The sequence below is a fragment of the Sulfobacillus thermotolerans genome (assembly GCF_039623705.1).
In the GTDB taxonomy this organism is placed as follows: domain Bacteria; phylum Bacillota; class Sulfobacillia; order Sulfobacillales; family Sulfobacillaceae; genus Sulfobacillus; species Sulfobacillus thermotolerans.
This window is the reverse complement of sequence record NZ_CP133983.1, coordinates 2,476,967-2,499,968: the sequence shown is the minus strand read 5'-3', so window position 1 is coordinate 2,499,968 and position 23,002 is coordinate 2,476,967. Positions and strand designations below refer to the sequence as shown.

The window sequence follows — 23,002 nt, the reverse complement described above, 5'->3', positions numbered from 1 at the left end:
ATACTCGATCGTCGGGAACGAGGCACGAACATCCCTAAAGACTTTTGCATTTATCAATCATCTAAGACCTTTAAAAGCTTATGCCCCCTATCAATCCTGATATAATCAAGAAAAACTCCCAGGGGAGCCGATGTCCGTTCTATGTCATCACCTCATGTAAAAGGGTCCTATCCAATAAGCTACACCTTCAGGGATGCCGATTTGTCCTTGGAGATTGGCTACGGCGACCAAACGCTAATGCGATGGCCCTTTTCGTCGTGGCGCATCGTTGAAACTCGTCCCCCTAAAATCAGGCGGGTGATGGCGTGGGATTTCATTCGGCGACGCCCTACCCATATCGTTCCCATTGTGGCCGGAGATGTCCAATGGCTAAATTCCAGCGTCTTACGGGTGACATTGCGAAGTGCGCGTCATCTCGCCTTGACCCTAACGCTCACCACCATTGAGCCATGGCACACGGTTATCGAGGTGCAAACGGAATATCCCGATGCGCTGCTTGAGATCGTTTGGCAAACTCCCGCGGCAGAATCTTGGAAGGGATTTGGCGAACACACGCACAGTATTCATCCCCCCGCACGGTTTGACTCATGGGTAGAAGAAGGACCCGTCGGACTCGGACGATGGTCACGGTGGCTGAAGTTTTTGCCCTTTGTTCCCTTTCCCAAAGGTCCTTATGCCTCTTACGCATCGGTCCCTTTATGGCTGAGTTCAGCGGGATATAGCGCATGGTTTGAATCTACTGAAATGATCCGGTGGCACCTCCAATCAACATGGCGGCGCGCCCAAATTTGGTCGCATCAGACAACATTGCACGTTGTTGCGGGAAAGGATCCCGAACAGGTGATGACACGCCAATTCGCCGTCCTCCAACGCCCGCCCCAGCCTCCCGCGTGGATATTTGCTCCTTGGAATGATAGCGTACAAGGCCAGGCTGAAGCTCAGGCACTGAGCCGATTTTTACGGAATAAGCGCATCCCCTCCAGTGCGATTTGGATTGAAGACTGGATGGGTTCTCAACAAAACGCCCGGCGGTTTTGGATGCGCCCTTTGACGCATCAGCCGGACCAGAGTCTGTACCCTAATTTTCCTGCCTTATCCCATCAGCTCCATTCGACCGGCTTTAAGATGCTTGGATATTTTTGCCCCGAGGTCACAGAAGGCACCCCTTTATATCAACAGGCATTAAAGGACCACATGCTCGTGCAAGATGCATCAGGCTTACCTGTCCGCATTCCCATTTTAGGAATTGCCCATGGCGAGCTTGACCTGACGCATCCCAACGCCCAAAGTTGGATCTCGACGCATCTCTTTGAGCCAGCGCGGCAGCTAGGCTTCGATGGGTGGATGGCCGATTTTGGCGAATATCTCCCAGTTAACGCCATCATGGCTGATAAGACGACAGGCTGGCATACCCATAATCGGTATCCTTTACTTTGGCAGCAGATTAACCGGACTTTTTGGGACAACGCCCGCCCATCAGGGGATTATACGTTTTTTGTCCGTTCCGCATGGGTTGGAACGCATCGCCTGGCTCCGGTCATGTGGGGCGGAGACTCCGATACAGACTTTGAAGAAGCTGACGGCTTGCCCACTGTCATTCCCCAAGTGCTTTCCGCCCAAGTCGCAGGATTTTTCTACTGGGCTACTGATATCGCGGGCTATATGACGTTTGGCTTGACCAAGCCCTCTGGACGTCTCTTATACTGGCGCTGGCTCCAACTGGCCGCCCTATTGCCAGTTATGCGCACCCATCATGGCACGGCACGCCCCAGAAACTGGCATTTCACCAAGGATGAGGAAACTTTAGAGGTCTATACCCGTTATACCCGCTTACATACTGCCCTTTATCCGTATTTTCACCACTTAGCCGTGCAAGCCACCCAGGTCGGACTGCCCCTCGTGCGTCCCATGTATATGGTTTTTCCCACCGACCCCGTCAGTTGGACGCTGGATCAACAATTTATGCTCGGATCCGATCTCTTGGTCATTCCAGTGACGAAACGATCTTCTAAGCAACACCGTCTCTATTTTCCCACCGGATCGTGGCGCTGCTGGTGGACCAATACAATATATACGGGCCCGCAGTGGATCTCAGCGGCCATTCCCGATGACCGCCTGCCTTTGTACGTACGCCTTGGCGCCACCCTCCCCCTGATGGAAGGGGTTGAGATTGCAGATGAAGTAATGGAAGGCATTGTAGACTCATTCATCCCCATTGGACAAGGGCCTGGAACCGATCTGCCACACGCCCTTGAATACCTCACCCTCTATATGAGTTGTGGTGATGATCCCACCACAGGAGAATGGGCATTGCCAAGTGGCGGCACGTTGGTCTGGCAGTATCAACCGAGAGCTGGGAGTTTGTGTCCCATGGATGATTCTATAGCTATGCCCGTTTACGCAACGCACCTGCCAAAAGGCACTCATAGCGCCGTCAAGGTACGCTTAAACCCAGGTAGCCGTTGCCAGTTTGCGGCGTTTGAGGGCGCCGTCGTACTTTCTTTGCACGGCGCTGTAACCCCATTAACCTGTATCGTTCGCTTATGGCATGATAAGAAAGGAGATTCCCGTGATGGCTATTCGGCCTAAATGGTATGCGCTTGGTAACTTAGGCAGCAATATCTTTAGTCAAGCGTTTGCTACCTTTGCCCTGTTCTTCTATATTGACCATCTTCGAGCTCCTTTAGGCGCGATTACCGCCGCAATGGCCGTTCAAAGTGTTTGGCATGCCGTGTTAAATCCCGCCATTGGCCAATGGTCAGACCGTACTCGCACCCGGTTTGGACGCCGTATCCCGTATATTGCCGGATTGAGCCTCCCGGTTGGCATTCTCTTTTTCTTTCTCTGGCACCCGGTGGTTTCCCACCAATGGCTTCCGGCATACTTTTTATTCATTGTCATGTTCTTTGACCTGACCTATTTGACCGTGGTACTTAATTGGACGAGTTTATTCCCGGAAATGTTTCGTTCTGTCCAACAGCGCACACGGGCCCAATTCCCCCGACAAGTCGTGGGAGTTATTGCTCTGTTGATTGGGGTTGCCGCCCCTCCCCTTTTATACGGCCATTTGGGGTGGACGGCCATGGGATTCATCCTCGCGACTATCGGAACCGCTGGATTCTTCCTCTCCCTCTTCGGTTCCCACGAGGAACCCTCCATAGCGTCTCTGCCACACTGGTCTTTATGGGAAAGCCCACGTATTCTAAGGCACGAGCAAGGCTTTCGCCAGTTCCTCGCCATGAATTTCCTCGTCCAATTGACATTAGGGCTCGTGCCGGCGGTTCTTCCATTTTATGCGAAGTATGTTCTGCATTTGTCCCACAGTATGCTGTCCCTCGTCTTAGCCAGTATCTTTGTCACTGCCATGATTCTGATCTTACCATGGACACGACTGGTGAGAAAAATTGGATCCCATCAGTCCATACGTTGGACTATAGGGTGGATTGCCGCAGGCTTACTACCGTTGTTATGGGCCCATGGACCGCTTATGGTCCTTGTGAGCGCTGTGTTTTTAGGTTCAGGATTAGCAGGATTTTTAACGTTGGCTGATGTATTGATGGCCGAAATTATTGACTACGATGCACGCCAAACGGGCCGCCGTCGTGAGGGCATTTTCTACGGCATCAATGGATTTATTCTCCGTCTCGGCGTCTCCGTGCAAGCGCTGTTGCTCTATATTGTGCTTCACAGTACAGGATACCATGCTAATGCGCACGGATATGCCTCTATTAGCGTGCAAGACGGCTTTCGTGCCCTCATCAGCGGTATTCCCCTCGTCTTTATGGCATTAGCCTTCTGGACCATTTACCGCTTTAGTATCCCTGAAAGTGTCGTAGAAGCACCAGAGTCTTTGACCGTGTAAAAAGCCGTCATGGGGATAGACCCAGCAGACGGCTTTTGCACGATGATTCTAATCCCTAGGTCGACCCATGTACCTCAAACGGTGCTTCTTCGTGCACGACTTCGGTGACTTGATTGCGTTCATCCACAAACACGACCACTGGGTGATATGACGCTAATTCCTCTTCGCTATAGAGACGAAATCCCAAGATAATGACCAAGTCTCCGGGGCTAAACAACCGCGCAGGAGGACCATTGAGGCAAATATCCCCTTGAAAACGAGGCCCCGCAATAATGTACGTCTGCCACAACGCCCCATTAGATAGGTTGCTAATTTGAACCATTTCGTAGGGCTTTAGCCCTGTTTGGTCCAAAATCGCCTGGTCAATAGTGATAGACCCAATATAATTTAAGTTGGCTTCGGTCACCGTAGCCCGGTGAATTTTTGCGGCTAACATGCGATACTGCAAAGCCGACACCTCTTTTCTTTTAACCCCGCGTCATGTTACCAACTACCGTCCATACCTTACCACCCGCTTATAGGACTGTCAAAACGCCATAAAGTCCCATATCGTCCATTTATCTCCCTGAGCTCGCCTTGGAATGACTATGCCAACAATCGCGGCCTCTTGACCCCATATTCTTCTACGGAAATTTTGTCCAATGAATCCTTCCGTTGCTATTATGACTCCAATGGATCATCTGGCCCCAGCGTTTCTTCCATAAGAGCGGCAAGACGGTGGTTCACCGGCTCATTCGTACGTCTAAGCCCTAAGATGGCCCCGATGCGACTCGCCACCGAGCGATTTTGCCCCAGTTTAGCTTTGCCTTCGACACTTGTAATATGAATACGCACGCCAACAATTTCTTCTAACATCTGCACATAGGGCGCCCTGGTTAACTTTTCTTCCCACAGAGCCTTCGTTTGGGGTTCGAAGCGCTTTAATAGGGCCTGAAGAATGTCGGCAATACCCGGAGCCTGATCGACAATTTCACAGGTCCCGCGAATATGGATTGCTACATAATTCCACGTCGGCACGCTGAACTCTTCCCCGTACCATTCCGGGGAAATATACCCATCCGGTCCGGAAAAGATGGCCAAAACAGACGCCCCCGCTAATCCTTGCCAATGAGAATTCGCCCGCGCCAAATGCCCTAGTAATTGCGGATTTTCTCCGTCTCGATACAACAAAGGAAGATGTGTCGCCACAACGTCTTGTCCTTGAACAGAAGTCAACACGCCAAAAGGGTATTGCCACAAGATATTCGCTAATTCGCTCGGGGGAAGCTGAAAGGCTTTCGGAATATACATAGTGTCCACCTTTCTAAACTCACAGTGCTATTGCCGTCATCACTAATTTGTACCACGCCATCGTTTTACGTCTTGATAAAGCCAACACGGCAGGCGTCCTGTCGTGGTTCGCGGTAAAATAACGCCAAGGAGGATAGGACGCGTGACTATCTTTATTGTACTCTGGAAAAAAATTCGACAACACCAGATTCTCGTGTTATTTGTGATGGCCGTCTTGTGCATGATTGGTGGTGCGACGTTATTTGCCATCACGCAGCATACCTCATTCTTCATTGCCCTGTATTGGGCCATCACCACGGCGACTACGGTAGGATACGGAGATGTCACCCCGCACAATACGGCAGGCCGCGTCATTGCCATGGGGGTCATGTTAACGACCATTCCGCTTATGGGTGCGGTATTTGCTGGTTGGGCGGCAATTCTTGCGTCGATACACATAAGGAGAGTGTTAGGGTTGGAAAAAGTTTGGGACCATCGCGGCCATTTGATCGTGTATGGATTTAGCGCCACTGTCGCCCATCTGCTCGACGACCTTATCGAGGAAAAATCTCAAGTCGTGGTCGTAGCTGATGTGCCTCCTAGCTCGGTTCCTGAAGGCGTTCGATTGATCTCCGGTGATGCAACAAATCCCCAAGTATTGGCCAAGTCGCGTCCGCAGACGGCACGGCAAGCGTTGGTTTCAGGAGCCACGGATGGCGAGGTGCTCTTAACAGCTATTGCTTTAAAACATTTAGCACCAACTTTACCAATTATGGCTATCACCCAAAGTGCCAAAGTGGCTGAAGCCTTAAAGGATTTAGGTGTCGAGCATACCGTCGCCGCCGATAATTTATTAGGCCAGACTGTAGCCAAAAGCCTTGAAACCCCGCACGCTGCCGACCTCTTACTGAGCTTATTAGGCTCAGAGCGCTATGTGCTCCGCGAGCGGACCATAGAAGAACAGTGGGTCGGCCTGCCTTTGAGCCAAGTTCGCCACCGTTATCCCGGCATTTTGCTGGGTATTGTGCATGAGCACCATGTGATTTTAGGCGTCGAACACGATCCTGTACTGGAGGCGGACGATCACGTGCTCTTTTTAACCGCCACCGATATCCGCTGAATCCGCGTCGCATGGTATGCCCACCGTCTGCTGCGCGCATAATAGCACGGACCGTCCTGATTTTGTTTAGGGCACTTTGGGTCAGACAAGGAGACGAAAATAATGGACCAGCACTTGCAATCAGCGACTAGTACCCACTTTACGCATTTTGCCATGACACCTCCTCCGGACGCTAGTGTAGACTCCCAAGAAAATCGCATTATCTTCCACAACCAACACGTCCAGATGGACGTCGCAGCCCTATCGCGAGAGTTTTCAGATGTGATGTTTCATATTGGTGGACTCGACGATCCGCGCATCATTATTCCCTTAGGATCCGACGTCACCGTAAATTTCCAAAACCAAGACACAGCCAATCCACATGGGTGGCGCTTGATTGCAGATAAGCCACCATTTCAGAACCCGCAAAGTGCAGCACACAAGCCGCTTGCCTTTGTAGGCTCTGAGGTTGGCGTCACCAATCCCCAAGAAAGCGGCCAAGCCCATTTCACGGCAAACCAAGCTGGCATTTATACGTATATTTGCCCTGTTTCAGAGGATGGCGGTATCGGCCTCTATGGCATTTTTGAAGTCAGCCCGTCTCACTAAGTAGATATCGTTGGCCCCCTGCACTATGATGGGGGCCCGATTTTTACCGCGACCGAATCACCATCCAAATTATCAAAGCCACCATAAGGGGAAGCATGACGATCGCGAACAATTCATGCGCAATCAAATAGACCAGCGGTAGCCCGACGATAATAGCGATCCATGTCTTCAAGGCGCGAGAACGCAAGTGGGGGTGCCTTATCGCGGCAATAGACAACCGCACCGGATAGGATAACAAGGGTTTAACAGAGGGTGCAGGACTAATCTGTGCCTTCATTTGAGTTGCATCAGCAGGATTCAGCATAACATCCCGAGCGCGTTGCAACAAAATAAATTGGGACGCTTCTCCCCCGTTATCGGGATGAAGGCGCCGCGATTGTCGCCGAAATGCTTGCTGGACTTCTTGAGGATCAGCATCCACACCAACGCCTAACAAATCCGCCGCATCTTGGCGTGTCATGGACCATCCTCGCCTCCATAAGCAAAATCTCCCATGTACATTGTCGTCACCGTCCCTTTATCATTAACCTCATCATAGCATGGAACAATACTCGCTCCAAACGCTGTGAACCTTAGGCCCGTCGGCCTTCAGTCTTGACGCATCCATGGGGCCATCATACACTTCGTTTGTGACAAACCATAAACTCTTTGGCCACGTGATGGATTGACTCGAAGAGACTATGGCTTCATGTTCCCCATAGAAAGGCAGGCTCAGCATGACCGAGTATGATAATTTTGCTTGGCTGTACTATCGGCATTGGGCGGGCTACTCTTATACGGTGCGCCCCGTGTTATCCCGGGTATTGTTGTCAGCGCTAGCGCCTGGGGGACATATCATCGATCTCTGCTGTGGAACCGGACAGACCGCCGGTTATCTGGTCTCTCAAGGATTTGCGGTGACCGGAATCGACAACTCACCCAACATGCTCGCTTATGCTAAACGGGAAGCACCTGGCGCACAGCTTTTATTGCAAGACGCCCGCACATTCGCGTGCGACCACCCGGCGAGTGCCGTAATCTCGCTGTTTGACAGCTTAAATCACATGCTCACGGCAGACGATTTAATGGCAGTCTTTTCGCGCGTCTTCGCCACGCTCGAGCCAGGAGGAAAATTTTTCTTTGACGTCAACACTTTACAAAAATATCAAGCACAGTGGACTCGCACTGACGCCATGATTCATCCCGACCACGTCGCAACGTTTCACAGCAAATTCGACTTACGGTCCCGACTGGCTACCTTCAATGCGACTATTTTCATCTTGCACGACCGCCAATGGATTAGGTCCGATGTTGTCCTGCAACAACGAGCCTATAAACTATCAATGGTGGCGCAGCTGCTCCGTGAGACCGGATTCTCTGCGATACAGATAATGAAAGGCGTCTCTCTGTCCACTGACCCACAATTTTCAGGCCGCGCCTTTTTTCTCGCCACGAAGCCCACGAACCCATTCAACGCCACCTTGCGAGTCCTTTAGCTCACGCTAGATGTGAACACACTCCCATAAAGCCCCGACGTCCTGATAAGATTATTGCTATCTACGTCATCGAAAGAAGGCGGAATATGAGGACCGTATTGGATAGAGACTTGGTAGAAGCCTTTGAACAAACCGAAACCACCATGCACCGGCAGCATTTAGCGCGCTATGTGACTTATGAGCCAGGTGGAGATTTCGCAGACATGTCCCGGGACGGAGGACAAGCACTTTTTGCAGGTCACCTGTCGCCACTTAGTTATGCGTCAGGGTTCGGCCTGCCATGCCGTGGCAATGAAAACGACCTAGCCGCAATCGAGTCCTTTTATGATCAGTTTGACATGCCTGCACGTATAGAGGTTACATCGTTTTCAGACCCCACATGGCTCAGCGTGTTGGCGCACCACGGGTATTGCCTCGACCATTTTACCCACGTTTGGTATAAGCCACTCTGTTCTCGACCGCGTCATTTCTTCCCCCCAGTCGGTTCGATCGAGATAGTTGAAGAAAACACGCCGCTTGTGTCCCAATGGGCACACATTGTGGCATCCGGCTTTAAAATCGATGGTCCGCCTTCTCTTGACGACATCACATTTGCTACATGCTTTTTGCAGCACGACAGCTCGACGGGCGTGTTAGCAAAAGTGCATGGCGTCTGGGGAGCCGCGGCCGCAATCTCTATTCAAGGCCCCATCGCCATGCTTTTTGCCGCCAGCACACAACTCACCCACCGCAATCAAGGGCTCCATCACATGCTCATTGCCAAGCGCTTAGAGATGGCCGCCGAGGCCCACTGCGAGTGGGCGATTATCCAAACCGACCCCGGCAGCGCCACGGAGCGTCACGCTAGCGAATTGGGATTTGTCATGGGATACACCAAAGCGATGATGGTCGCTCCCATGGCAACATCATAAGTCAGTCAAGCTTGGCCCATTAAATGCTTTTCAAAAAATTCACTACGGCCTTTCGCAATCATGTACAACACATCATAGCCACGGGGCATATGACGGGTCTTGGGCAACGCCAACAGCGCAATGTCTTTATGAGCAGCTGTCAACGCTTGTATCATTTGGGCTGTGTGACGGAAATGGACATTTTCATCAATGAAGCCATGAATAATCAGCAGCTGCCCCTGCAGATTGTGTACAAAATTTAGCGTGGATGCGTATTCATATCCTTCGTGGTTTGTCTCATCGGTACCCATATAGCGTTCGGTATAGGCTGTATCATACCAGCGAAAATCTGCCACGGGAGCGCCTGCTACGCCAACAGAAAATACATCCGGCGCCTTAAGAAGCGCACTAAGCGTCATATAGCCCCCATAACTCCACCCGTAGATCCCCACACGTCTGAGATCGACAGGATAATGATCGCCGAGCCACTGCACTCCGGCAATCTGGTCGTCGAGCTCAATTGTACCAAAGCGGCGATTGATCGCGGTTTCAAAAGCTTTGCCGCGGTTGGCGCTTCCCCGGTTATCGACCTTAAGGACAAAAAACCCGTGTTGAGCTAAATACTGAGCCTGCAAATCCACCGTCAGACGCCAGTCTCTCGTCACCATCTGCGCGTGAGGGCCCCCATAGACCGCGACGACAACAGGGGCCTTCTCCTCCGTCATCTGCTGGGGATGGTACACTGCGCCATACAAGATGGTGCCATCATGAGCGGGGATTTCCACTAATTCTGGCTCTGATAGGGCCACGTCTCGTGCATCGATAGGCTGATGCAACACGATTGGCGCAACCTCGTGGCTGCGTTGAACCAAGCGTACGGCTGGACTATGCGATAAGTTGGATATCTGGTCAACATACCAGCGGCAGTCCTTGGAGAAAACCGTGAAATGCACCCCAGCTTCTTCCGTTAGACGCTCCATAAGACCCGTACTTAACTCCACCCTATATAGATGGCGTTCCAACGGCGATTCCTTGGTGGCTTCTACAAATAGATAGTCCTGCGATGGCGCAAGCGCCACAATCCGCGTGACCATAAACGCCCCGGACGTCACCCAACGCTCGCGTCGTCCTGGCTCCCGAAGAACCACATGACGAAACCCGTCTGAATTTTGCTCGCTAGTCGTCACAATGGCCCCCGAATCTAAAAACCACATATCGTGGGTCACGTTGATCCAATCATCAGCGTGCTCCGTCCACAAAATCGTCTGCTGATGGGTTTGCGGGTTATAGGCGAACACCGTAAGCGTTTTTTGATCACGCGTCAACAGCGATACCACCAGTCGATTATCTGGGGACCAATGGACATCCACCAAGTAACCGTCTGCAAAACCCCGGACGTCTACCCACTCGGTAGCGCCCGAAGCGATTTCCACCACACCTAGGCGAAAAAGCGCATTGGCATGCCCGACGAAGGGATAGCGATGCGTCTCGATTCGCGTAGCTTCCTCATCCCAATGAACAATAGGATAAATCGGGATGTGGCGATCATCCACTTCTTCAAACGCAATCCACTCTTCATTCGGACTCACAAAATATCCGTGGGGTCGATCAAATTCTTCTTGGGCAACATATTCCGCCAGCCCGCACGTCATCCCCGCTTCGCGCGGCTCAGCCAATACGCGCACGGTATCAGACACGGAGTCGAACAAGCACAACTGACCATTTCGTACAAACACAACCCGCTCGCCATCTCCCATAAGGTAGGGATCTTCTGCGCCTTCGGCAGGTGCCAGGAAAAATTGTTCCATGCTGTCGATGTCTAGGAGCCATAATTGACTGCCTTGTGGAATCAACACACGATGTGCCTTAGAGTGCGCAAATTGATAGTGGGTAATGCCTTCCCACGGCATTCGCTGCCGTTCGCGTCGCAATTCCTCCTCAAGAGAATGACCTGGCGTGCTCTTTGGACCCGCCAAAACCCGAGACGCCATGGTTGACAAGTCAAGCGTCCATAACGACAGCGCAGGATTATCACCAGACGGGGCCAAATAGGTCAGATGTTGATTGTCTGGTGTAAACTTCCAATGAATGGGGACATTGAGCCCAGGCGCGGGAACCGTTGCTATTTGCTCCCACGTCACTTTCTTGTCAGTTTGCATTATGTCTACTCCCTCTAATCGCCAATTCACTATCTCTGGTCAGTCGTATCGTTGTTTCCCGTCATACCTGTTTCATTGTACTATGATAAAAGAGAACAAACCATGAGACGTTGCCTACGGGACCGCCATCCGTCACCGTACGTGTATCGCCCGCTTTACATCGATCCAACCAATGTCTCGTTCCATTTGCAGGAGGTTCCCGATGACCGTTATGGCATGCTTTAGTGGCAGTATCGTCGCGTTTTTGATGGTCTGGGGCTTATTGCGTCTTAGCAATCAGGTGATTCAACACCCTGTCCGCGACCCCGTCGCATTTCCGAAGCAATTACGTCTGGGAATGTGGCTGCTCGTGATGGCATTGTTCGAAGAAGGCCTCTTTCGTTGGCTATTAGTAGGAGTGGCGAGCCGCTTTATTGGACTAGGGCCCGCATTTATTGTATCAGTCGCAGCGTTTACGGTGGCCCACCGTACAAACGGCACTCTATCCTATAGTGCCATTATCAACCTCATTCTGGTCAGTACGATTTTAGGGGCGATCTTTATTTGGTGGGGATTTTGGGCCGCGGTCGCGGCGCATTTTGGCTGGAATCTCGCTCAATGGTGGTTAGGGTTTACGGTAAGCGGAGAAAAAACCCGACCGCTTCTCCCCTCTCCCCACATGCGCACCATTCCCGATTGCCCTTACGGGCCTGAGTCGCATTGGACAACAACTATCGTAATGATAGCGACACTGATTGCGATGATCGCTCCCGGATTAGGCCATCTGACCCTATCCCGAGGGCTTCTGTAATCCCGGCAAGGCTATAGTGTTTGAATAAATTTTTCCATGGCCATAATGTCGACAAATGCTCCATCAAGATATCCCTGACGCTGGAAAATGCCCACTTCCCGGTAACCCATTTTGGTATACAACCGTTGACCCGCCATGTTATGGGGAAATGTAAAGAGAACAATTTTATAAAAGAGGTGTTGGCGCGCCAAGATTTCTAACTGCGTTAACAGCTGCTGTCCAATGTGTTGTCCTCGGTACTCACGGTGCACATAGATGGACAGCTCTGCTACTCCGCGGTAGGCCTGACGAGAAGAATAAGGATTGAGGGATGCCCAACCCACCACCTGATGTCCAATCTCGGCGACCAAAACTCCATAGCGTCCTCGATGAGCATCCCACCATATCATCATATCGTCCGGACTCTTGGGCTCAGCATCCAAGGTCGCGATACGGTCCAGTATGCCTTGATTGTAAATCCCACGAATCGCCTCAAGGTCCTGACTTTGCGCGACTCTTACCGACACATCCACAATATTTAACCATCCTCCAAAATTTTCTGTCACCGCTAGCATTGAGCATTCCCGCATTAGCTATTAAGATAAAGGAAGAACGCTAGCCTTGCCAAGGGGGTAGGTGCCCAATGATGTTGCCGCAGTCGTCTACCGAAATTCCTACCGCGATTTTTAACTTCTTTATGCTGCTGTTATTGTGGCGTTTCTCCTTGCGCTTATTGCGCCGGCCTAGGAATCGGCGCCGGTGGTTAGTCGACCCCACGGTAGCACATCGCCTGCCGGAACCGAAGCCCACACCCTTAGAAATCGCTCAAGACCGCTATGCTCGAGGAGAGCTCACAGACAAAGAGTTTGAACAAGTTGTTGAACGGTTGCTAAAATCGCGATCGCCTTCTCAAGATTGGTAGGGCTTTATTACCAATCTTGATTATTATCAGACAATTCTTTGTATTGAAAAGCTCGTTCTATTTTCCATGAATCTCCGTCGATGACACACACGGCGGGAACCGGAACCGACAACCACTCCAGCAGCGACACCGAGCGCCCCAGCATATGACTATAAAACAAGGCTAAAATGCGCCCATGCGCGACGACGCCAATGGACCGACCGGGATTCGCTCGCATTAACTCTTTAAGACACATACTTATACGGTCTATGGCGGCTTCGCGGTCCTCCTGTCTAGAAAAAAATGTCGGACCTATTGATCGTCTCGTGCGCCTAGCCATCGTTGCCGTTTTATGGATTTGGCCCCTAACCACTGCCATGTCTACCGTCGGCACCGCGATAATGTCGGCTTTAGGTGGGATCATTCTTGTGACCGCCGTTACCGGCTATTGCTTGCTATACGATGTATTAAACTGGTCGACGGTCAGGCGCCATTCCCACGCATAAACCAGTGCGACAAGAAAGCTCTTGACAACAATTGGTTACATGTTAAGGTAAACACATCGGGAGATCACCTTCAACCAGTGGTCTTTAACAATTTTCCTGGGTTCCAGATTGCAGCACTATCTTGGCTGATGCATCCCGATTCGTCCATCTGCCCTGCGGTCTTTACCCCAGTACATAAGGAGGTGAAAAACGTGGCTTATTTGGATGAAAAAATTCGTGACCAAGTCACCCAGTTCTTTCAAGACTTAAAGGATTCGGTTACTATTCAGATTTATCCGGGTCCTGAAGCGGAAACCGCTCAAGTCTTTACCGACTTGGCCAATGAAGTAGCGGATCTTTCCGACTTGGTCATGGTGAGCCAAACCTCCGAAGCGCCTGTTCTAGAACCCGGACATCCCGGTAACGAGCCAATTTCTGGTCCTATTGCCAACTTGCTAGACAACCAAGGCCGTGCAACCGGCATACGTTTTGTCGGCATTCCCAGTGGGCATGAATTTGGTGCGTTTCTTGAAGACATCAAAGCAGTTTCAACCCACACGGTCAATCTGACAGACAAAGCCAAAGAAGCGCTGGCGCAGTTAACGCAACCTGTGCACATCCAGGTATTTACCACCCCTACGTGACCATATTGTCCCCGGGCTGTACGCCTGGCACATGATATGGCTCTAGAATCACCCAACGTAGTGGCAGACATGGTGGACGCAAGCGAGTTCCCAGACCTCGCAGGCAAATATAATGTCTATGGTGTTCCCAAGTCCGTCGTCAACGGCAAGCTCGATGTCACAGGAGCTGTCCCCGAGAACCAATTGTTAAAAATTGTGTTAGAGGCAGCTGGTCAATAATAAAAACAAGGCCCAAGACGGGCCTTGTTTTTATTCTCTCACCCCTAGTGCTCGAGCTAATTTAGGGCGATTAAAACCCACAATGACTGTCCCATTGACAATAATCACCGGCACGCCGGTTTGTCCGGATTTGCGTTGCAATTCCTGTGCGGCCTGGGCGCTTTTTGAAACATCCACCTCTTTAAAAGGCACTTTCCTCTCTTGCAGGAACCGCTTCGCGCTCCGGCAATGGGGTCAAGTTTGTGTGGTATACACAATAACGGCCATATGCCCACCTCCCGCATAGAAACAATATATGTTGCCTTGATTATACCCCTAGAGGTATTTTAACGGCAATAACTTCGCCGTAATGGCACACTTTCATCCTTCCCACGTATGGTGATTAGCAACGCCGGAGGTGATGAAGAATGGCCGTCGCACATTATGATATCCTAGCCGCAGCTCATACCGCCCACGGATATCGTTCTTATTATGCCAAATGGCTGAAAAATGCCCGCCACATCATCGCTCTTAAGGGACACTATGTGACGATATCCGCTGTTCTTACAGCGTTCGCCGATAACCTAGACGGTATAGAGCTGTGGCGCTTTCATGAACCCTTAAATCCCAACCTTTTGACAGGGCTTGTCATCCCATCACGTCATACCGCTATTATCATGGATCACTCATCATGGCAGATCAGCGGAGTAACCGCCGTTATTGACACGGTTAGTTTAGACGCGCCTACCGTGCGTTATCCCTCGCTGCCTCCTGATGTCTACCGGCACCTCCGCATCGCCAGTGACTATCTGCAAGATATCCGTGAGTTTTGGCGTACAGTACCCCAACTCTCCGCGGCCGTACATGATGTTCAACAACGATTATTGGAGATGGTCTCTGTATGCCCAATACCAAAGGCCGGTCAAAGCTTCCATGCATTTGGGACAGCCTTATCCTCCCAGGGACCCTATTCACCTGTGACTGATGCAAGTTGGCCCGCAAAACGCCGCCACCTCCTTATCAGTCCCCCGGGATCAGAGATTCACGCCCTCATGGCCGCCGTCGGCAAACGGGCTCTGGCGTCGGGGCACTCTGTTCTTTTTCTGCATTGCGGCATTAACCCCGACCATTTCGACCATCTCTATCTACCGCAGTCACAGTGGCTAATCAGTCATTGCGTTGCTCCGCACTGGCAAACCCCGCACACAACGGACGTCACTTATGACTTAACACAAGCCAGCCTCACGGCTGGCGCTCGTGATGAATTAGATAATTTATATTTTCTCTACGCACAGGCCTATCATAAAGCATGGGCACGTATTGCAGAAACAATGTCTCCCCCCACGCCAGTGCCCGCCGAGGAGGTCCAGCGTGGAGTACAAAAAGTGAGCGATGAGCTCTCGCGCCACCTAACCCTGTCAGGTTGAAAGAACTTGGTACAGGCGCGTCTCATCAGTCTCGCGTCTAATAAATAACAATAAAGGCGGCTCATTACGAGCCGCCTTTTGTTTTAATGGGATTGCTAGCCTTTCGGGACTGACCTTTATAACGCGCCCGTCTCGCGGGTTTCCTCGAGGGCTTCCAACACTTCATCCGCCGCTTTGCTGCGGTAACCACTCGATACCCCCCAGTAGTAAAACAGCAACGAGACGACCGCAATCACTACCAAGTCCCACGGATACGGAATAAAGCCCTTGCCGTGGTTAGCCGGGGCTCCAAAGACACCCGAGCCGTAATAAGACATCGCCAGCATGAATAGCAGATAGAACACCATCCATACGCTGGACTTAAATGACTGTGCCGAGGGCTTCGCAATCGTCTGCGGCACAATGGCGCTGATAATCAAATACAGGACCACGCCAATCAAGATAATGCCCAAGAGTTTCTCGTCAGCGACCCAGCCATCCCAGTAGATAATCAAGGACGCGCCAATAAACGCCACCGGCGCAATCCACGACAAGCCGCCTAAGCGAATGGGCCGCGGTACATTGGGCATCGTGCGGCGAAACACGGCGGCCGAAATCGGTCCCACCATGTAGGTAAAGACGGTGGCTCCCGACACAATCGCCACCAGCGACTGCCACGCCGGGAACGGGGCCAAGAAAATCAAACTGATGATGGCCGCGACCACCAAGGCAATGCTGGGAATCCCCGTCTTGGGGTTGATTTTCGCTAAGCCCTTGGGCATATAGCCATTGCGGCCCAGCGCGTCTAAGACGCGCGTCGTGGAAGCCAGATAAATACTGCCCGTGCCGGCGGGCGACAAGAACGCATCAATAAACAACAGGGTCGACAACCACGACAAGCCCGCAAAAATGGCCAACTGGGCAAACGGCGCCCCTGCAATTTGCGCATTGGACGCAATCGCGGCCCAGCCTTTGCCCAACACCGAGGTGGGGAGTGCTCCGATAAAGACCACCTGCAACAAGGTGTAGAGAATAATGCCGATCACAATCGACACAATCAAGGCGCGAGGCACGTCCCGTTGGGGATTTTTCGCTTCTCCCGCCAAGTCCACCGCTTGCCGAAAGCCCAAGTAGGAGAACACAATCCCGGCCGACGCGACCGCCCCCAACATTCCCGAGGATTTCATCGGCATGAATCCCCCAATGTGGCTGAAGTTGGTGCCGTGCAACCCGACAATGGCCAACACAATCACCGTCAACGTCGGCATGAAAAATTTCCAGATCGTGAGCGGTGTGTTAATCCGCGCAAACACCTTAATTCCAAAGTAGTTCACGGTGAAAAAGGCCACAATCAACAGGGCAGCGAAAATCAACCCCGACGTAGTCAACGTGGACTTGACATACAGTCCCGGGAAAAAGTGACTCATATACTGCACTGTCGCTTCGGCTTCTACGGCGGGCACCGACGCATACGCAATCACCGCGGCCCACCCGACGATAAAACTCGTCAAGTGCCCATGCGAGTATTGCGTATAGCGCGCAATGCCCCCGGATTCCGGAATCATCGAACCTAGCTCAGCATAGACCAAGCCAATGAACAAGACAATCACGCCACCAATGACCCAGCTGAAAATCGATGACGGTCCCGCCAAATACGCCGCCGTAAAGGCCGCAAATAACCATCCGGATCCAATAATGGCCCCCAGCGAGGACATGGTCAGATCGAGAAAGGATAATTCACGTTTCAAGCCCCGCTCTAAATTAATCAATGTGGTGCCTCCTCTTTACGGTATCATTTTGTCTAAAACCTACATGTTGTCTGAAAACGGAGAGCCTCCCACGCTCAACCAAAAAGATAAGAAATAATTTCTGGGCTGTGGGCGTCTTTAATTAAACGTGGCCACAGCACATTATAATACTTCGACACAAATGTCTGATTTCCTGCCTAATTGCCAAACTAATTTTTCATGCATTGGGGAGTATTTTATTTCTATCTCCAAACCCCCGATTAAAAACGATCAATATCATCTTGTTCCGTCCTTATTTTGGACCAAATCTCCGATTTTCAGCCGATATCCCTTGTGCAATATATCAGACGTCTTGTCAGGGCCGTACCCATTCATCCTTGGCCACCATTCTGTATCGAATTCCGTGTAATAGGGATTTGCATCACTGTGTCCACCACACTAAAATGGCATAAGATAGGCCTCAGGAGGTTACAACCGATGGGACAAGATGCTTTAATTGTGGTGGATTTCCAAAACGATTTTTGTTCTCAAGGAACATTAGCGGTGCCGGATGCGGAGACAATTATTCCTTCCATTCAAGCTTTGCTTAACTATTTTTCGCTGCAAGGCCAACCTATTGTCTTGACGAAAGACTTCCACCCTGAAAACCATGTGTCTTTTCAGGCCCAAGGGGGCCCATGGCCTCCCCATTGCGTACAAGGCACCGTGGGCTGCCAGATCCATCCGTCGCTGACGATTCCTGAAGGCGCTGCATATTTTTACAAGGGATTTGACCCCGCTGTGGATGCTTACAGTGGCTTTGAAGGATTTTTGGCCGAAAGCGGCCACATTTCCTCTATCGGGTTGGCAACGTGGCTCCATCGACTCGACGTCGAGACCGTCTATATTAGCGGACTAGCAACCGACTACTGTGTCCGGGCTACAGCCCTAGATGCCGTCACGGAAGGCTTTCATACGATTGCGGTCACCAATGCCATGAAAGGCGTCAATGTTCGACCGGATGACAGCGCCAAAGCACTTGAGGACATGCGCCAAAAAGGCGTCACCTTACAGCCTTGGACATTATAGAAGAAGGTGACCATTTATCAAACGAGGACTAATCTTTATCCTGCCCGTTGTCGCTTTGGTCGTGCTGATTGTCACGGCGCCCCTTACGTTATGGCAACAAGTCTTAGCCGTTTTGGCCATCCTTGTTCCCCTAGGATGGCTCCTCAACCAAAAGCGGCGTCGTCCTGCCACGTTGTTACAAGATTCCTCGGTAGCAACATTAGATGCAGCGGAAACAACTTTTCAAATTGGTCATGCCGCCTTGCCCCATCTTCGCCAAGGCCTCAATCGGGAGACAGCGCAGCATATCGCCAATATCATTCAGCAAACGGTTGGGGTTGAAGCTGTGGCGATTACCGACACGAACAGTGTCCTAGGATGGGCTGGCAAGCCCTGCCCGCAACATAATCCGGGCTCAAGCCTTTCGAATACCACTAGAGAAGTGATGGAGCAACGGGTCCAAAGAATCTTAAAAACCGAGGAACTCAAAGGAGCTTACGATGAATGTCAGCTCGGCGTTGTCATTATTACTCCGTTGATCTCTCATGGTCAATCAGTAGGCTGCATTAAACTTTATGTCGCAAACCAGAGCACTTTGCCGAAGCGCGCAGGCCGACTTGCCGAGGGGATTGCCCAACTCCTCTCTATTTTATTGGAAGTGGCCGAATTGGACCGGCAGCGTAGCCTCGCTTCAACGGCCCGTCTGGAGGCTCTGCAAGCTCAAATTCGTCCGCATTTCTTGTTTAACGTCCTTAACACGATTATCTCCTTTTCCCGCACCGACCCGGATAAAGCCCGCGACTTATTAATCCAGCTGGCCTCGTTCTTTCGGCGTTCCTTAGCGCATAAAGGATCGATGGTGCTCGTCAAAGACGAAATTGACTATGTACAAACCTATTTGAATTTAGAAAAAGCTCGCTACGGGGATAAGCTCCGTTACCGATTGCGCATCCAACCCGAGGCATTGCACCGCTCAGTTCCTGTCCTCATTATTCAACCACTGGTTGAAAACGCAGTCATTCACGGCATTGCCGAAAAAGAAGGTCCCGGTATGGTCAGCGTTAGCATTCGCAACCAAGGCAATCATACGATTATCTATGTCTCTGATAATGGGCATGGCATCCCCAAATCACGCCAGCGGGAAATTTTTGAAATGGGACACGGTCAAGGGATGGGCTTGGGGCTATCCAATGTTTCGGAACGGCTTATCGGTCTTTACGGTGTTAAATATCGCCTACGCTTGCGATCTTCCGAAGATAAAGGAACCACGGTACGAGTCGTAATTCCATGCCAGCCGTCTTCGACCGCTAGCACGGGTGCCTAAAGCGCCCAACACTGCACCGACCGTCGCATAAATAGAGGAGGATTGTCTATGCTAAAAGCCCTAATCGTTGAAGATGAATATCCCGCTCGCCAAGAACTGCGTTTCTTACTCGAACCCTACCAAAATGTATTGGAAGTCATTGGGGAAGCGCAGACGGCCAAAGAAGCACTCTCGCTCATCGAAGCTCTGGATTATGACGTGGTTTTTCTCGACATACAGATGCCCGGCATGTCAGGCATGGAGCTCGCTCGCATTCTAAAAGACAAGCGTCCTCAACTAAGCGTGGTCTTTATTTCAGCGCACGAACAGTACGCCGTGGATGCGTTTGCGGTCCAAGTCGTCGACTATCTGCTTAAACCCGTCAGTAGTGAACGTATTGCCGAGACCATTCGTCGCTTGACCGATCTTGATACCGCCACGCCGAAGACCACATCCGATGTCCTCACTTGGGTGCCGTGTGAATCCGGAGGTCATACCATTCCGGTCAATACCAATGACATCATTTTTATTATGGCTGAACATGAAATTATTTACATTTACACCTATCACGACCGCTACCCGACGCGTTTTACTCTTCAAGAATTGCAAGAACGCTTGCCTAGCGAGACATTCTTGCGGACCCACCGCAGTTTTATTGCCAATATGCACCAGGTCAAAGAAATCATGCCCTATTTTAATGGTACTTACCTTCTAAAAATGAAAGACAAACAGAGCAGTGAAGTGGTCGTTAGTCGATCCAACGTCAAAAAGGTCAAGGAACTCTTTAATATTACCTAGGCGTTCTAAAGACACTCTCTCAACTTTTGTCATCGTGCCAAGCACTTGACCCATCGGCCCAATGTTCCTTTTTCCAAATCGGCACACGTTCTTTTACCCGATCAATCCCCGCGCGCGCAGCGGCAAATGCCGCATCCCGGTGGGCAGCGGAGACGGCAACGGCCACGCTTATCGTCCCCACCGGAAGAGAGCCAATACGGTGGACGATGACAATATGACGTACACAAAATTCCTCTTTCAATTCCTCGCCTATCTTACGAATTTGCGCTTCCGCCATCTGTGGGTAGACATCATAAAACAAGCCTTCTGAGGCACGGCCTTCAAATTCATTGCGCACCGTCCCGAGAAATAATACCTGCGCCCCTGCGCCTGGATCTTCCAACGCTTGGAGGAGCGCCGACGGGTCAATCACTTGTTGTGTAATCTGATAAACGTCCATAAACCCTCCTTGGGATACGTTTTCCCATATTACCCTCCACTAACAGGGGGAACGACCGCTACTTCATCCCCATCGTGCAATTGAGCATCTCCGTCTACCCACTCTTGATTGACACTGAAAAGCCACGCGTCAAACGGATCCCCTAAAGGTTTTACTAAAAATTTTTCAAAAAACTCCTTGACTGTCATGGTGCCATCAAGATCATAGAGTTTTTGGCGAGCATTCATACGATCAGCAGCAAAAGAAAAGAATAAGACCATAATCGACATGGCGGGCACCCTCTTTCGTTGGAAAAACCCCCCATTATGTGAGGAGGCACTGCATCATTCGTTACCGACAGTTTAAGTTTGCACTTTTTGCGGCGGTCATCTTTGTATGGACGATTTCTTTATCCCTTAACCGCATAAACCCCTCGGTGCATGATACGACAGACGCCCCCGCTTACTTTACGCCACAGACCCATAGCCCTGTTGGCATCGACTACGGCGTCCAGCTCGAAACCGACCATCCAGAGGCCCGTGCAATTTTGCTAGAAGACCTCCATGTTCATCCGGCTTTGGCCTTTCACGTCACGGCCACCACCCCCACCGACTATACCCTTATGCCCGATAGATTTTGGCCAGCCCACTCCATCATAACGGTATCGTTCCATCAAGGTCAATTTCATACTACAACCACCTTTGCGACGGGTGACGCGCACATACTGCGCGTCAACCTCACTGATCAGACACTTGAAGCCTATGAAGGCTCCACCCGTGTGCGCATCATGCCCGTCTCCACCGGCGTATCTCCCCAATGGACCACCCCCACCGGTACGTTTTGGATTTACCGACGCGTAGTCGATGATCATATGGTCGGAGGGATCCCCGGTACAAAAGACTATTGGGATGTTGAGCATGTTCCGTACGCCCAGTACATTTTCCGTGGCATCGCGATTCATGGGGCATGGTGGAACCATCACTTTGGCGTCCCTAAGAGCCATGGCTGCATTCAACTATCCACCGAAGGCGTGAATAATGCGCGTTGGGTGTGGGATTTCAGCGCATTAGGCACCCCCGTCATTGTTTTTGGACACACCCCTAAGGCTTTGGGGAATCCAGTGCCGTATCCAAAGGAATAAGCCGCGTCGCTGACTTTCGCCAAGTTCTACGCATCATCAGCCCTGTAAAAATTAAAATGGCAGGCGTAAAGAGTTGCATCAACGTCGTAAACCCAATGCCCCAATAGGGATTTAGATAGTGCCAAACATACAGCGGATTGTCCCTCGTGGTTTCTCCAATAAAACCGCGCAACAAAGCATAATAAAACATCGCAGACCAAAATTGATATCCCGGCGGTGGTGTACGGTAGCGTTCGATCCAAAAATACCGCACTAAGAGAAAAATGCCTATAGAGGAGCCAATTAACTGTTCGGGCCATCGTCCGAAGCCTAGTTCTGTCATGCGACCCAGTACTTCGTGGTTGAAGATATTACCAATGCGGACCATAAAAATGCCTAAGGCAATACCAGGCACAGTCCAATCGACAAGATAGTTAAATTCCAAGGGTTTCTGGCGCAATTGGTACCATAACGCCAATACTCCCAATCCGATAGCTCCATCATAGGCCAATCCCCCATCCCAAATTCGCACGATTTGTGAGGGATCGTTCCATATCCATTGGGGTTCGTTCGCCAATACGAACACAAGACGTGCCCCAATGACCCCCCATAAGACAGTCCACAACGTGACGTTCGAGAGATAATCCGGATCCTCTCCCAATTGCTTGCCCCGCTCAATCAGGTAATATGCACCGCCTAAAATGGCCATGACCATAAAAATACCATACCAATGCACCCCAATTGGCCCGATCTTAAAAGCAAATGGGTTCAGCCACGGAATATCCAAGGTTTGTCCTCTTTC

The 23,002-nt window shown here is 51.0% G+C and carries 25 protein-coding genes and 2 pseudogenes; 16 read left to right on the top strand and 11 right to left on the bottom strand.

Going from position 1 to position 23,002, the window contains the following annotated elements:
• The first annotated feature begins 300 nt into the window (after positions 1-300).
• Positions 301-2,589 carry a TIM-barrel domain-containing protein gene (locus ORD20_RS13010; protein WP_430626249.1) on the top strand — a complete coding sequence of 763 codons (2,289 nt, stop codon included), beginning with the start codon at positions 301-303 and terminating at the stop codon, positions 2,587-2,589.
• The gene (locus tag ORD20_RS13005) at positions 2,573-3,862 is read left to right on the top strand and encodes an MFS transporter (protein WP_103375152.1); all 1,290 of its coding nucleotides are present in this window, start codon (positions 2,573-2,575) and stop codon (positions 3,860-3,862) included. The genes ORD20_RS13010 and ORD20_RS13005 overlap by 17 nt, the downstream gene beginning before the upstream one ends.
• Positions 3,863-3,917: 55 nt before the next feature.
• On the opposite strand, the gene panD is transcribed toward ORD20_RS13005, so the two are convergent.
• Positions 3,918-4,310: an aspartate 1-decarboxylase gene (gene panD / locus ORD20_RS13000; RefSeq protein ID WP_207654641.1), complete on the bottom strand. Its 393-nt coding sequence runs from the start codon at positions 4,308-4,310 to the stop codon at positions 3,918-3,920.
• A 212-nt stretch (positions 4,311-4,522) separates the two neighbouring features.
• The gene (locus tag ORD20_RS12995; protein ID WP_103375151.1) at positions 4,523-5,152 is read right to left on the bottom strand and encodes an FMN-binding negative transcriptional regulator; all 630 of its coding nucleotides are present in this window, start codon (positions 5,150-5,152) and stop codon (positions 4,523-4,525) included.
• 142 nt (positions 5,153-5,294) lie between these two features.
• Here ORD20_RS12995 and ORD20_RS12990 point away from each other — a divergent pair, with 142 nt between their 5' ends.
• Both ORD20_RS12990 and ORD20_RS12985 read left to right on the top strand, forming a co-directional pair.
• Positions 5,295-6,251 carry a potassium channel family protein gene (locus ORD20_RS12990; RefSeq protein WP_103375150.1) on the top strand — a complete coding sequence of 319 codons (957 nt, stop codon included), beginning with the start codon at positions 5,295-5,297 and terminating at the stop codon, positions 6,249-6,251.
• A gap of 102 nt (positions 6,252-6,353) precedes the next feature.
• Positions 6,354-6,839: a hypothetical protein gene (locus tag ORD20_RS12985; protein ID WP_103375149.1), complete on the top strand. Its 486-nt coding sequence runs from the start codon at positions 6,354-6,356 to the stop codon at positions 6,837-6,839.
• 43 nt (positions 6,840-6,882) lie between these two features.
• Here ORD20_RS12985 and ORD20_RS12980 read toward each other — a convergent pair whose 3' ends face one another.
• A complete protein-coding gene (locus ORD20_RS12980) occupies positions 6,883-7,299 on the bottom strand; it encodes a J domain-containing protein (protein WP_103375148.1) in 417 nt (138 codons plus the stop codon).
• Between the two features lie 256 nt (positions 7,300-7,555).
• Between ORD20_RS12980 and ORD20_RS12975 the strand changes: the two genes are divergently transcribed.
• Together ORD20_RS12975 and ORD20_RS12970 are read left to right on the top strand one after the other, a co-directional pair.
• Positions 7,556-8,314 carry a class I SAM-dependent methyltransferase gene (locus ORD20_RS12975; RefSeq protein WP_103375147.1) on the top strand — a complete coding sequence of 253 codons (759 nt, stop codon included), beginning with the start codon at positions 7,556-7,558 and terminating at the stop codon, positions 8,312-8,314.
• Between the two features lie 86 nt (positions 8,315-8,400).
• Positions 8,401-9,225: a hypothetical protein gene (locus ORD20_RS12970; RefSeq protein ID WP_103375146.1), complete on the top strand. Its 825-nt coding sequence runs from the start codon at positions 8,401-8,403 to the stop codon at positions 9,223-9,225.
• Positions 9,226-9,230: 5 nt separating this feature from the next.
• Here the strand turns inward: ORD20_RS12970 and ORD20_RS12965 are convergent, their stop codons facing one another.
• Positions 9,231-11,363: a S9 family peptidase gene (locus ORD20_RS12965; RefSeq protein WP_103375145.1), complete on the bottom strand. Its 2,133-nt coding sequence runs from the start codon at positions 11,361-11,363 to the stop codon at positions 9,231-9,233.
• A 202-nt stretch (positions 11,364-11,565) separates the two neighbouring features.
• On the opposite strand from ORD20_RS12965, the gene ORD20_RS12960 reads away from it, so the two are divergent.
• Entirely contained in the window at positions 11,566-12,153 is a 588-nt protein-coding gene (locus ORD20_RS12960) for a CPBP family intramembrane glutamic endopeptidase (RefSeq protein ID WP_103375144.1), read from the top strand.
• Between the two features lie 11 nt (positions 12,154-12,164).
• Here ORD20_RS12960 and ORD20_RS12955 read toward each other — a convergent pair whose 3' ends face one another.
• Positions 12,165-12,707, bottom strand: a complete 543-nt coding sequence (locus ORD20_RS12955) for an arsinothricin resistance N-acetyltransferase ArsN1 family A (protein ID WP_207654635.1) — start codon at positions 12,705-12,707, stop codon at positions 12,165-12,167.
• Positions 12,708-12,775: 68 nt separating this feature from the next.
• Between ORD20_RS12955 and ORD20_RS12950 the strand changes: the two genes are divergently transcribed.
• Positions 12,776-13,054: an SHOCT domain-containing protein gene (locus ORD20_RS12950; RefSeq protein ID WP_103375143.1), complete on the top strand. Its 279-nt coding sequence runs from the start codon at positions 12,776-12,778 to the stop codon at positions 13,052-13,054.
• 7 nt (positions 13,055-13,061) lie between these two features.
• Here the strand turns inward: ORD20_RS12950 and ORD20_RS12945 are convergent, their stop codons facing one another.
• Positions 13,062-13,457 (bottom strand): histidine phosphatase family protein, encoded by a 396-nt coding sequence (locus ORD20_RS12945; RefSeq protein WP_430626248.1) that lies wholly within the window; start codon positions 13,455-13,457, stop codon positions 13,062-13,064.
• Between ORD20_RS12945 and ORD20_RS12940 the strand changes: the two genes are divergently transcribed.
• From ORD20_RS12940 to ORD20_RS12930, 3 genes and pseudogenes are all read left to right on the top strand, one after another.
• Entirely contained in the window at positions 13,390-13,539 is a 150-nt protein-coding gene (locus ORD20_RS12940) for a YgaP-like transmembrane domain (RefSeq protein ID WP_430626723.1), read from the top strand. The two genes, ORD20_RS12945 and ORD20_RS12940, sit on opposite strands and share 68 nt — an antisense overlap.
• Positions 13,540-13,730: 191 nt before the next feature.
• Positions 13,731-14,162, top strand: coding sequence for a hypothetical protein (locus tag ORD20_RS12935; protein ID WP_103375140.1), 432 nt, complete (start codon positions 13,731-13,733; stop codon positions 14,160-14,162).
• Between the two features lie 12 nt (positions 14,163-14,174).
• Positions 14,175-14,381, top strand: a pseudogene (locus tag ORD20_RS12930) (thioredoxin family protein); the annotation flags it as partial.
• A 30-nt stretch (positions 14,382-14,411) separates the two neighbouring features.
• Here the strand turns inward: ORD20_RS12930 and ORD20_RS12925 are convergent.
• Positions 14,412-14,603: pseudogene (locus ORD20_RS12925) on the bottom strand (glutaredoxin family protein); the annotation flags it as partial.
• A 185-nt stretch (positions 14,604-14,788) separates the two neighbouring features.
• Between ORD20_RS12925 and ORD20_RS12920 the strand changes: the two are divergent.
• Positions 14,789-15,787, top strand: a complete 999-nt coding sequence (locus ORD20_RS12920) for a hypothetical protein (protein ID WP_103375137.1) — start codon at positions 14,789-14,791, stop codon at positions 15,785-15,787.
• Between the two features lie 116 nt (positions 15,788-15,903).
• On the opposite strand, the gene ORD20_RS12915 is transcribed toward ORD20_RS12920, so the two are convergent.
• The gene (locus ORD20_RS12915; protein ID WP_242968415.1) at positions 15,904-17,535 is read right to left on the bottom strand and encodes an APC family permease; all 1,632 of its coding nucleotides are present in this window, start codon (positions 17,533-17,535) and stop codon (positions 15,904-15,906) included.
• A gap of 456 nt (positions 17,536-17,991) precedes the next feature.
• Here ORD20_RS12915 and ORD20_RS12910 point away from each other — a divergent pair, with 456 nt between their 5' ends.
• The 3 genes from ORD20_RS12910 to ORD20_RS12900 all read left to right on the top strand — a co-directional run bounded on the left by ORD20_RS12910 (position 17,992) and on the right by ORD20_RS12900 (position 20,662).
• Positions 17,992-18,582, top strand: coding sequence for an isochorismatase family protein (locus tag ORD20_RS12910; protein WP_103375136.1), 591 nt, complete (start codon positions 17,992-17,994; stop codon positions 18,580-18,582).
• A 61-nt stretch (positions 18,583-18,643) separates the two neighbouring features.
• Positions 18,644-19,885 carry a sensor histidine kinase gene (locus ORD20_RS12905; protein WP_242968413.1) on the top strand — a complete coding sequence of 414 codons (1,242 nt, stop codon included), beginning with the start codon at positions 18,644-18,646 and terminating at the stop codon, positions 19,883-19,885.
• 48 nt (positions 19,886-19,933) lie between these two features.
• Complete coding sequence (locus ORD20_RS12900; RefSeq protein ID WP_103375134.1) at positions 19,934-20,662, top strand: LytR/AlgR family response regulator transcription factor; 729 nt, start codon at positions 19,934-19,936, stop codon at positions 20,660-20,662.
• Between the two features lie 19 nt (positions 20,663-20,681).
• Here the strand turns inward: ORD20_RS12900 and ORD20_RS12895 are convergent, their stop codons facing one another.
• Together ORD20_RS12895 and ORD20_RS12890 are read right to left on the bottom strand one after the other, a co-directional pair.
• Positions 20,682-21,101, bottom strand: coding sequence for a molybdenum cofactor biosynthesis protein MoaE (locus tag ORD20_RS12895; protein ID WP_103375133.1), 420 nt, complete (start codon positions 21,099-21,101; stop codon positions 20,682-20,684).
• A 29-nt stretch (positions 21,102-21,130) separates the two neighbouring features.
• Positions 21,131-21,370 (bottom strand): MoaD/ThiS family protein, encoded by a 240-nt coding sequence (locus ORD20_RS12890; RefSeq protein WP_103375132.1) that lies wholly within the window; start codon positions 21,368-21,370, stop codon positions 21,131-21,133.
• Positions 21,371-21,408: 38 nt separating this feature from the next.
• Here ORD20_RS12890 and ORD20_RS12885 point away from each other — a divergent pair, with 38 nt between their 5' ends.
• Complete coding sequence (locus ORD20_RS12885; RefSeq protein ID WP_146039015.1) at positions 21,409-22,221, top strand: L,D-transpeptidase; 813 nt, start codon at positions 21,409-21,411, stop codon at positions 22,219-22,221.
• On the opposite strand, the gene ORD20_RS12880 is transcribed toward ORD20_RS12885, so the two are convergent.
• Positions 22,181-22,987 carry a prolipoprotein diacylglyceryl transferase gene (locus ORD20_RS12880; protein WP_103375130.1) on the bottom strand — a complete coding sequence of 269 codons (807 nt, stop codon included), beginning with the start codon at positions 22,985-22,987 and terminating at the stop codon, positions 22,181-22,183. The genes ORD20_RS12885 and ORD20_RS12880 overlap by 41 nt on opposite strands.
• Positions 22,988-23,002 lie beyond the last annotated feature (15 nt).

Coding starts and splice junctions, on each gene's coding strand:
- ORD20_RS12995 (WP_103375151.1), bottom strand. CDS start 5,152: ATGTATATTCCGAAAGCCTTTCAGCTTCCCCCGAGCGAATTAGCGAAT.
- ORD20_RS12975 (WP_103375147.1), top strand. CDS start 7,556: ATGACCGAGTATGATAATTTTGCTTGGCTGTACTATCGGCATTGGGCG.
- ORD20_RS12970 (WP_103375146.1), top strand. CDS start 8,401: ATGAGGACCGTATTGGATAGAGACTTGGTAGAAGCCTTTGAACAAACC.
- ORD20_RS12890 (WP_103375132.1), bottom strand. CDS start 21,370: ATGTCGATTATGGTCTTATTCTTTTCTTTTGCTGCTGATCGTATGAAT.
- ORD20_RS12985 (WP_103375149.1), top strand. CDS start 6,354: ATGGACCAGCACTTGCAATCAGCGACTAGTACCCACTTTACGCATTTT.
- ORD20_RS12965 (WP_103375145.1), bottom strand. CDS start 11,363: ATGCAAACTGACAAGAAAGTGACGTGGGAGCAAATAGCAACGGTTCCC.
- ORD20_RS12895 (WP_103375133.1), bottom strand. CDS start 21,101: ATGGACGTTTATCAGATTACACAACAAGTGATTGACCCGTCGGCGCTC.
- ORD20_RS12910 (WP_103375136.1), top strand. CDS start 17,992: ATGGGACAAGATGCTTTAATTGTGGTGGATTTCCAAAACGATTTTTGT.
- ORD20_RS12960 (WP_103375144.1), top strand. CDS start 11,566: ATGACCGTTATGGCATGCTTTAGTGGCAGTATCGTCGCGTTTTTGATG.
- ORD20_RS12900 (WP_103375134.1), top strand. CDS start 19,934: ATGCTAAAAGCCCTAATCGTTGAAGATGAATATCCCGCTCGCCAAGAA.
- ORD20_RS13010 (WP_430626249.1), top strand. CDS start 301: ATGGCGTGGGATTTCATTCGGCGACGCCCTACCCATATCGTTCCCATT.
- ORD20_RS12920 (WP_103375137.1), top strand. CDS start 14,789: ATGGCCGTCGCACATTATGATATCCTAGCCGCAGCTCATACCGCCCAC.
- ORD20_RS12980 (WP_103375148.1), bottom strand. CDS start 7,299: ATGACACGCCAAGATGCGGCGGATTTGTTAGGCGTTGGTGTGGATGCT.
- ORD20_RS12950 (WP_103375143.1), top strand. CDS start 12,776: ATGATGTTGCCGCAGTCGTCTACCGAAATTCCTACCGCGATTTTTAAC.
- ORD20_RS12955 (WP_207654635.1), bottom strand. CDS start 12,707: ATGCTAGCGGTGACAGAAAATTTTGGAGGATGGTTAAATATTGTGGAT.
- ORD20_RS13005 (WP_103375152.1), top strand. CDS start 2,573: ATGGCTATTCGGCCTAAATGGTATGCGCTTGGTAACTTAGGCAGCAAT.
- ORD20_RS12945 (WP_430626248.1), bottom strand. CDS start 13,457: ATGATCCCACCTAAAGCCGACATTATCGCGGTGCCGACGGTAGACATG.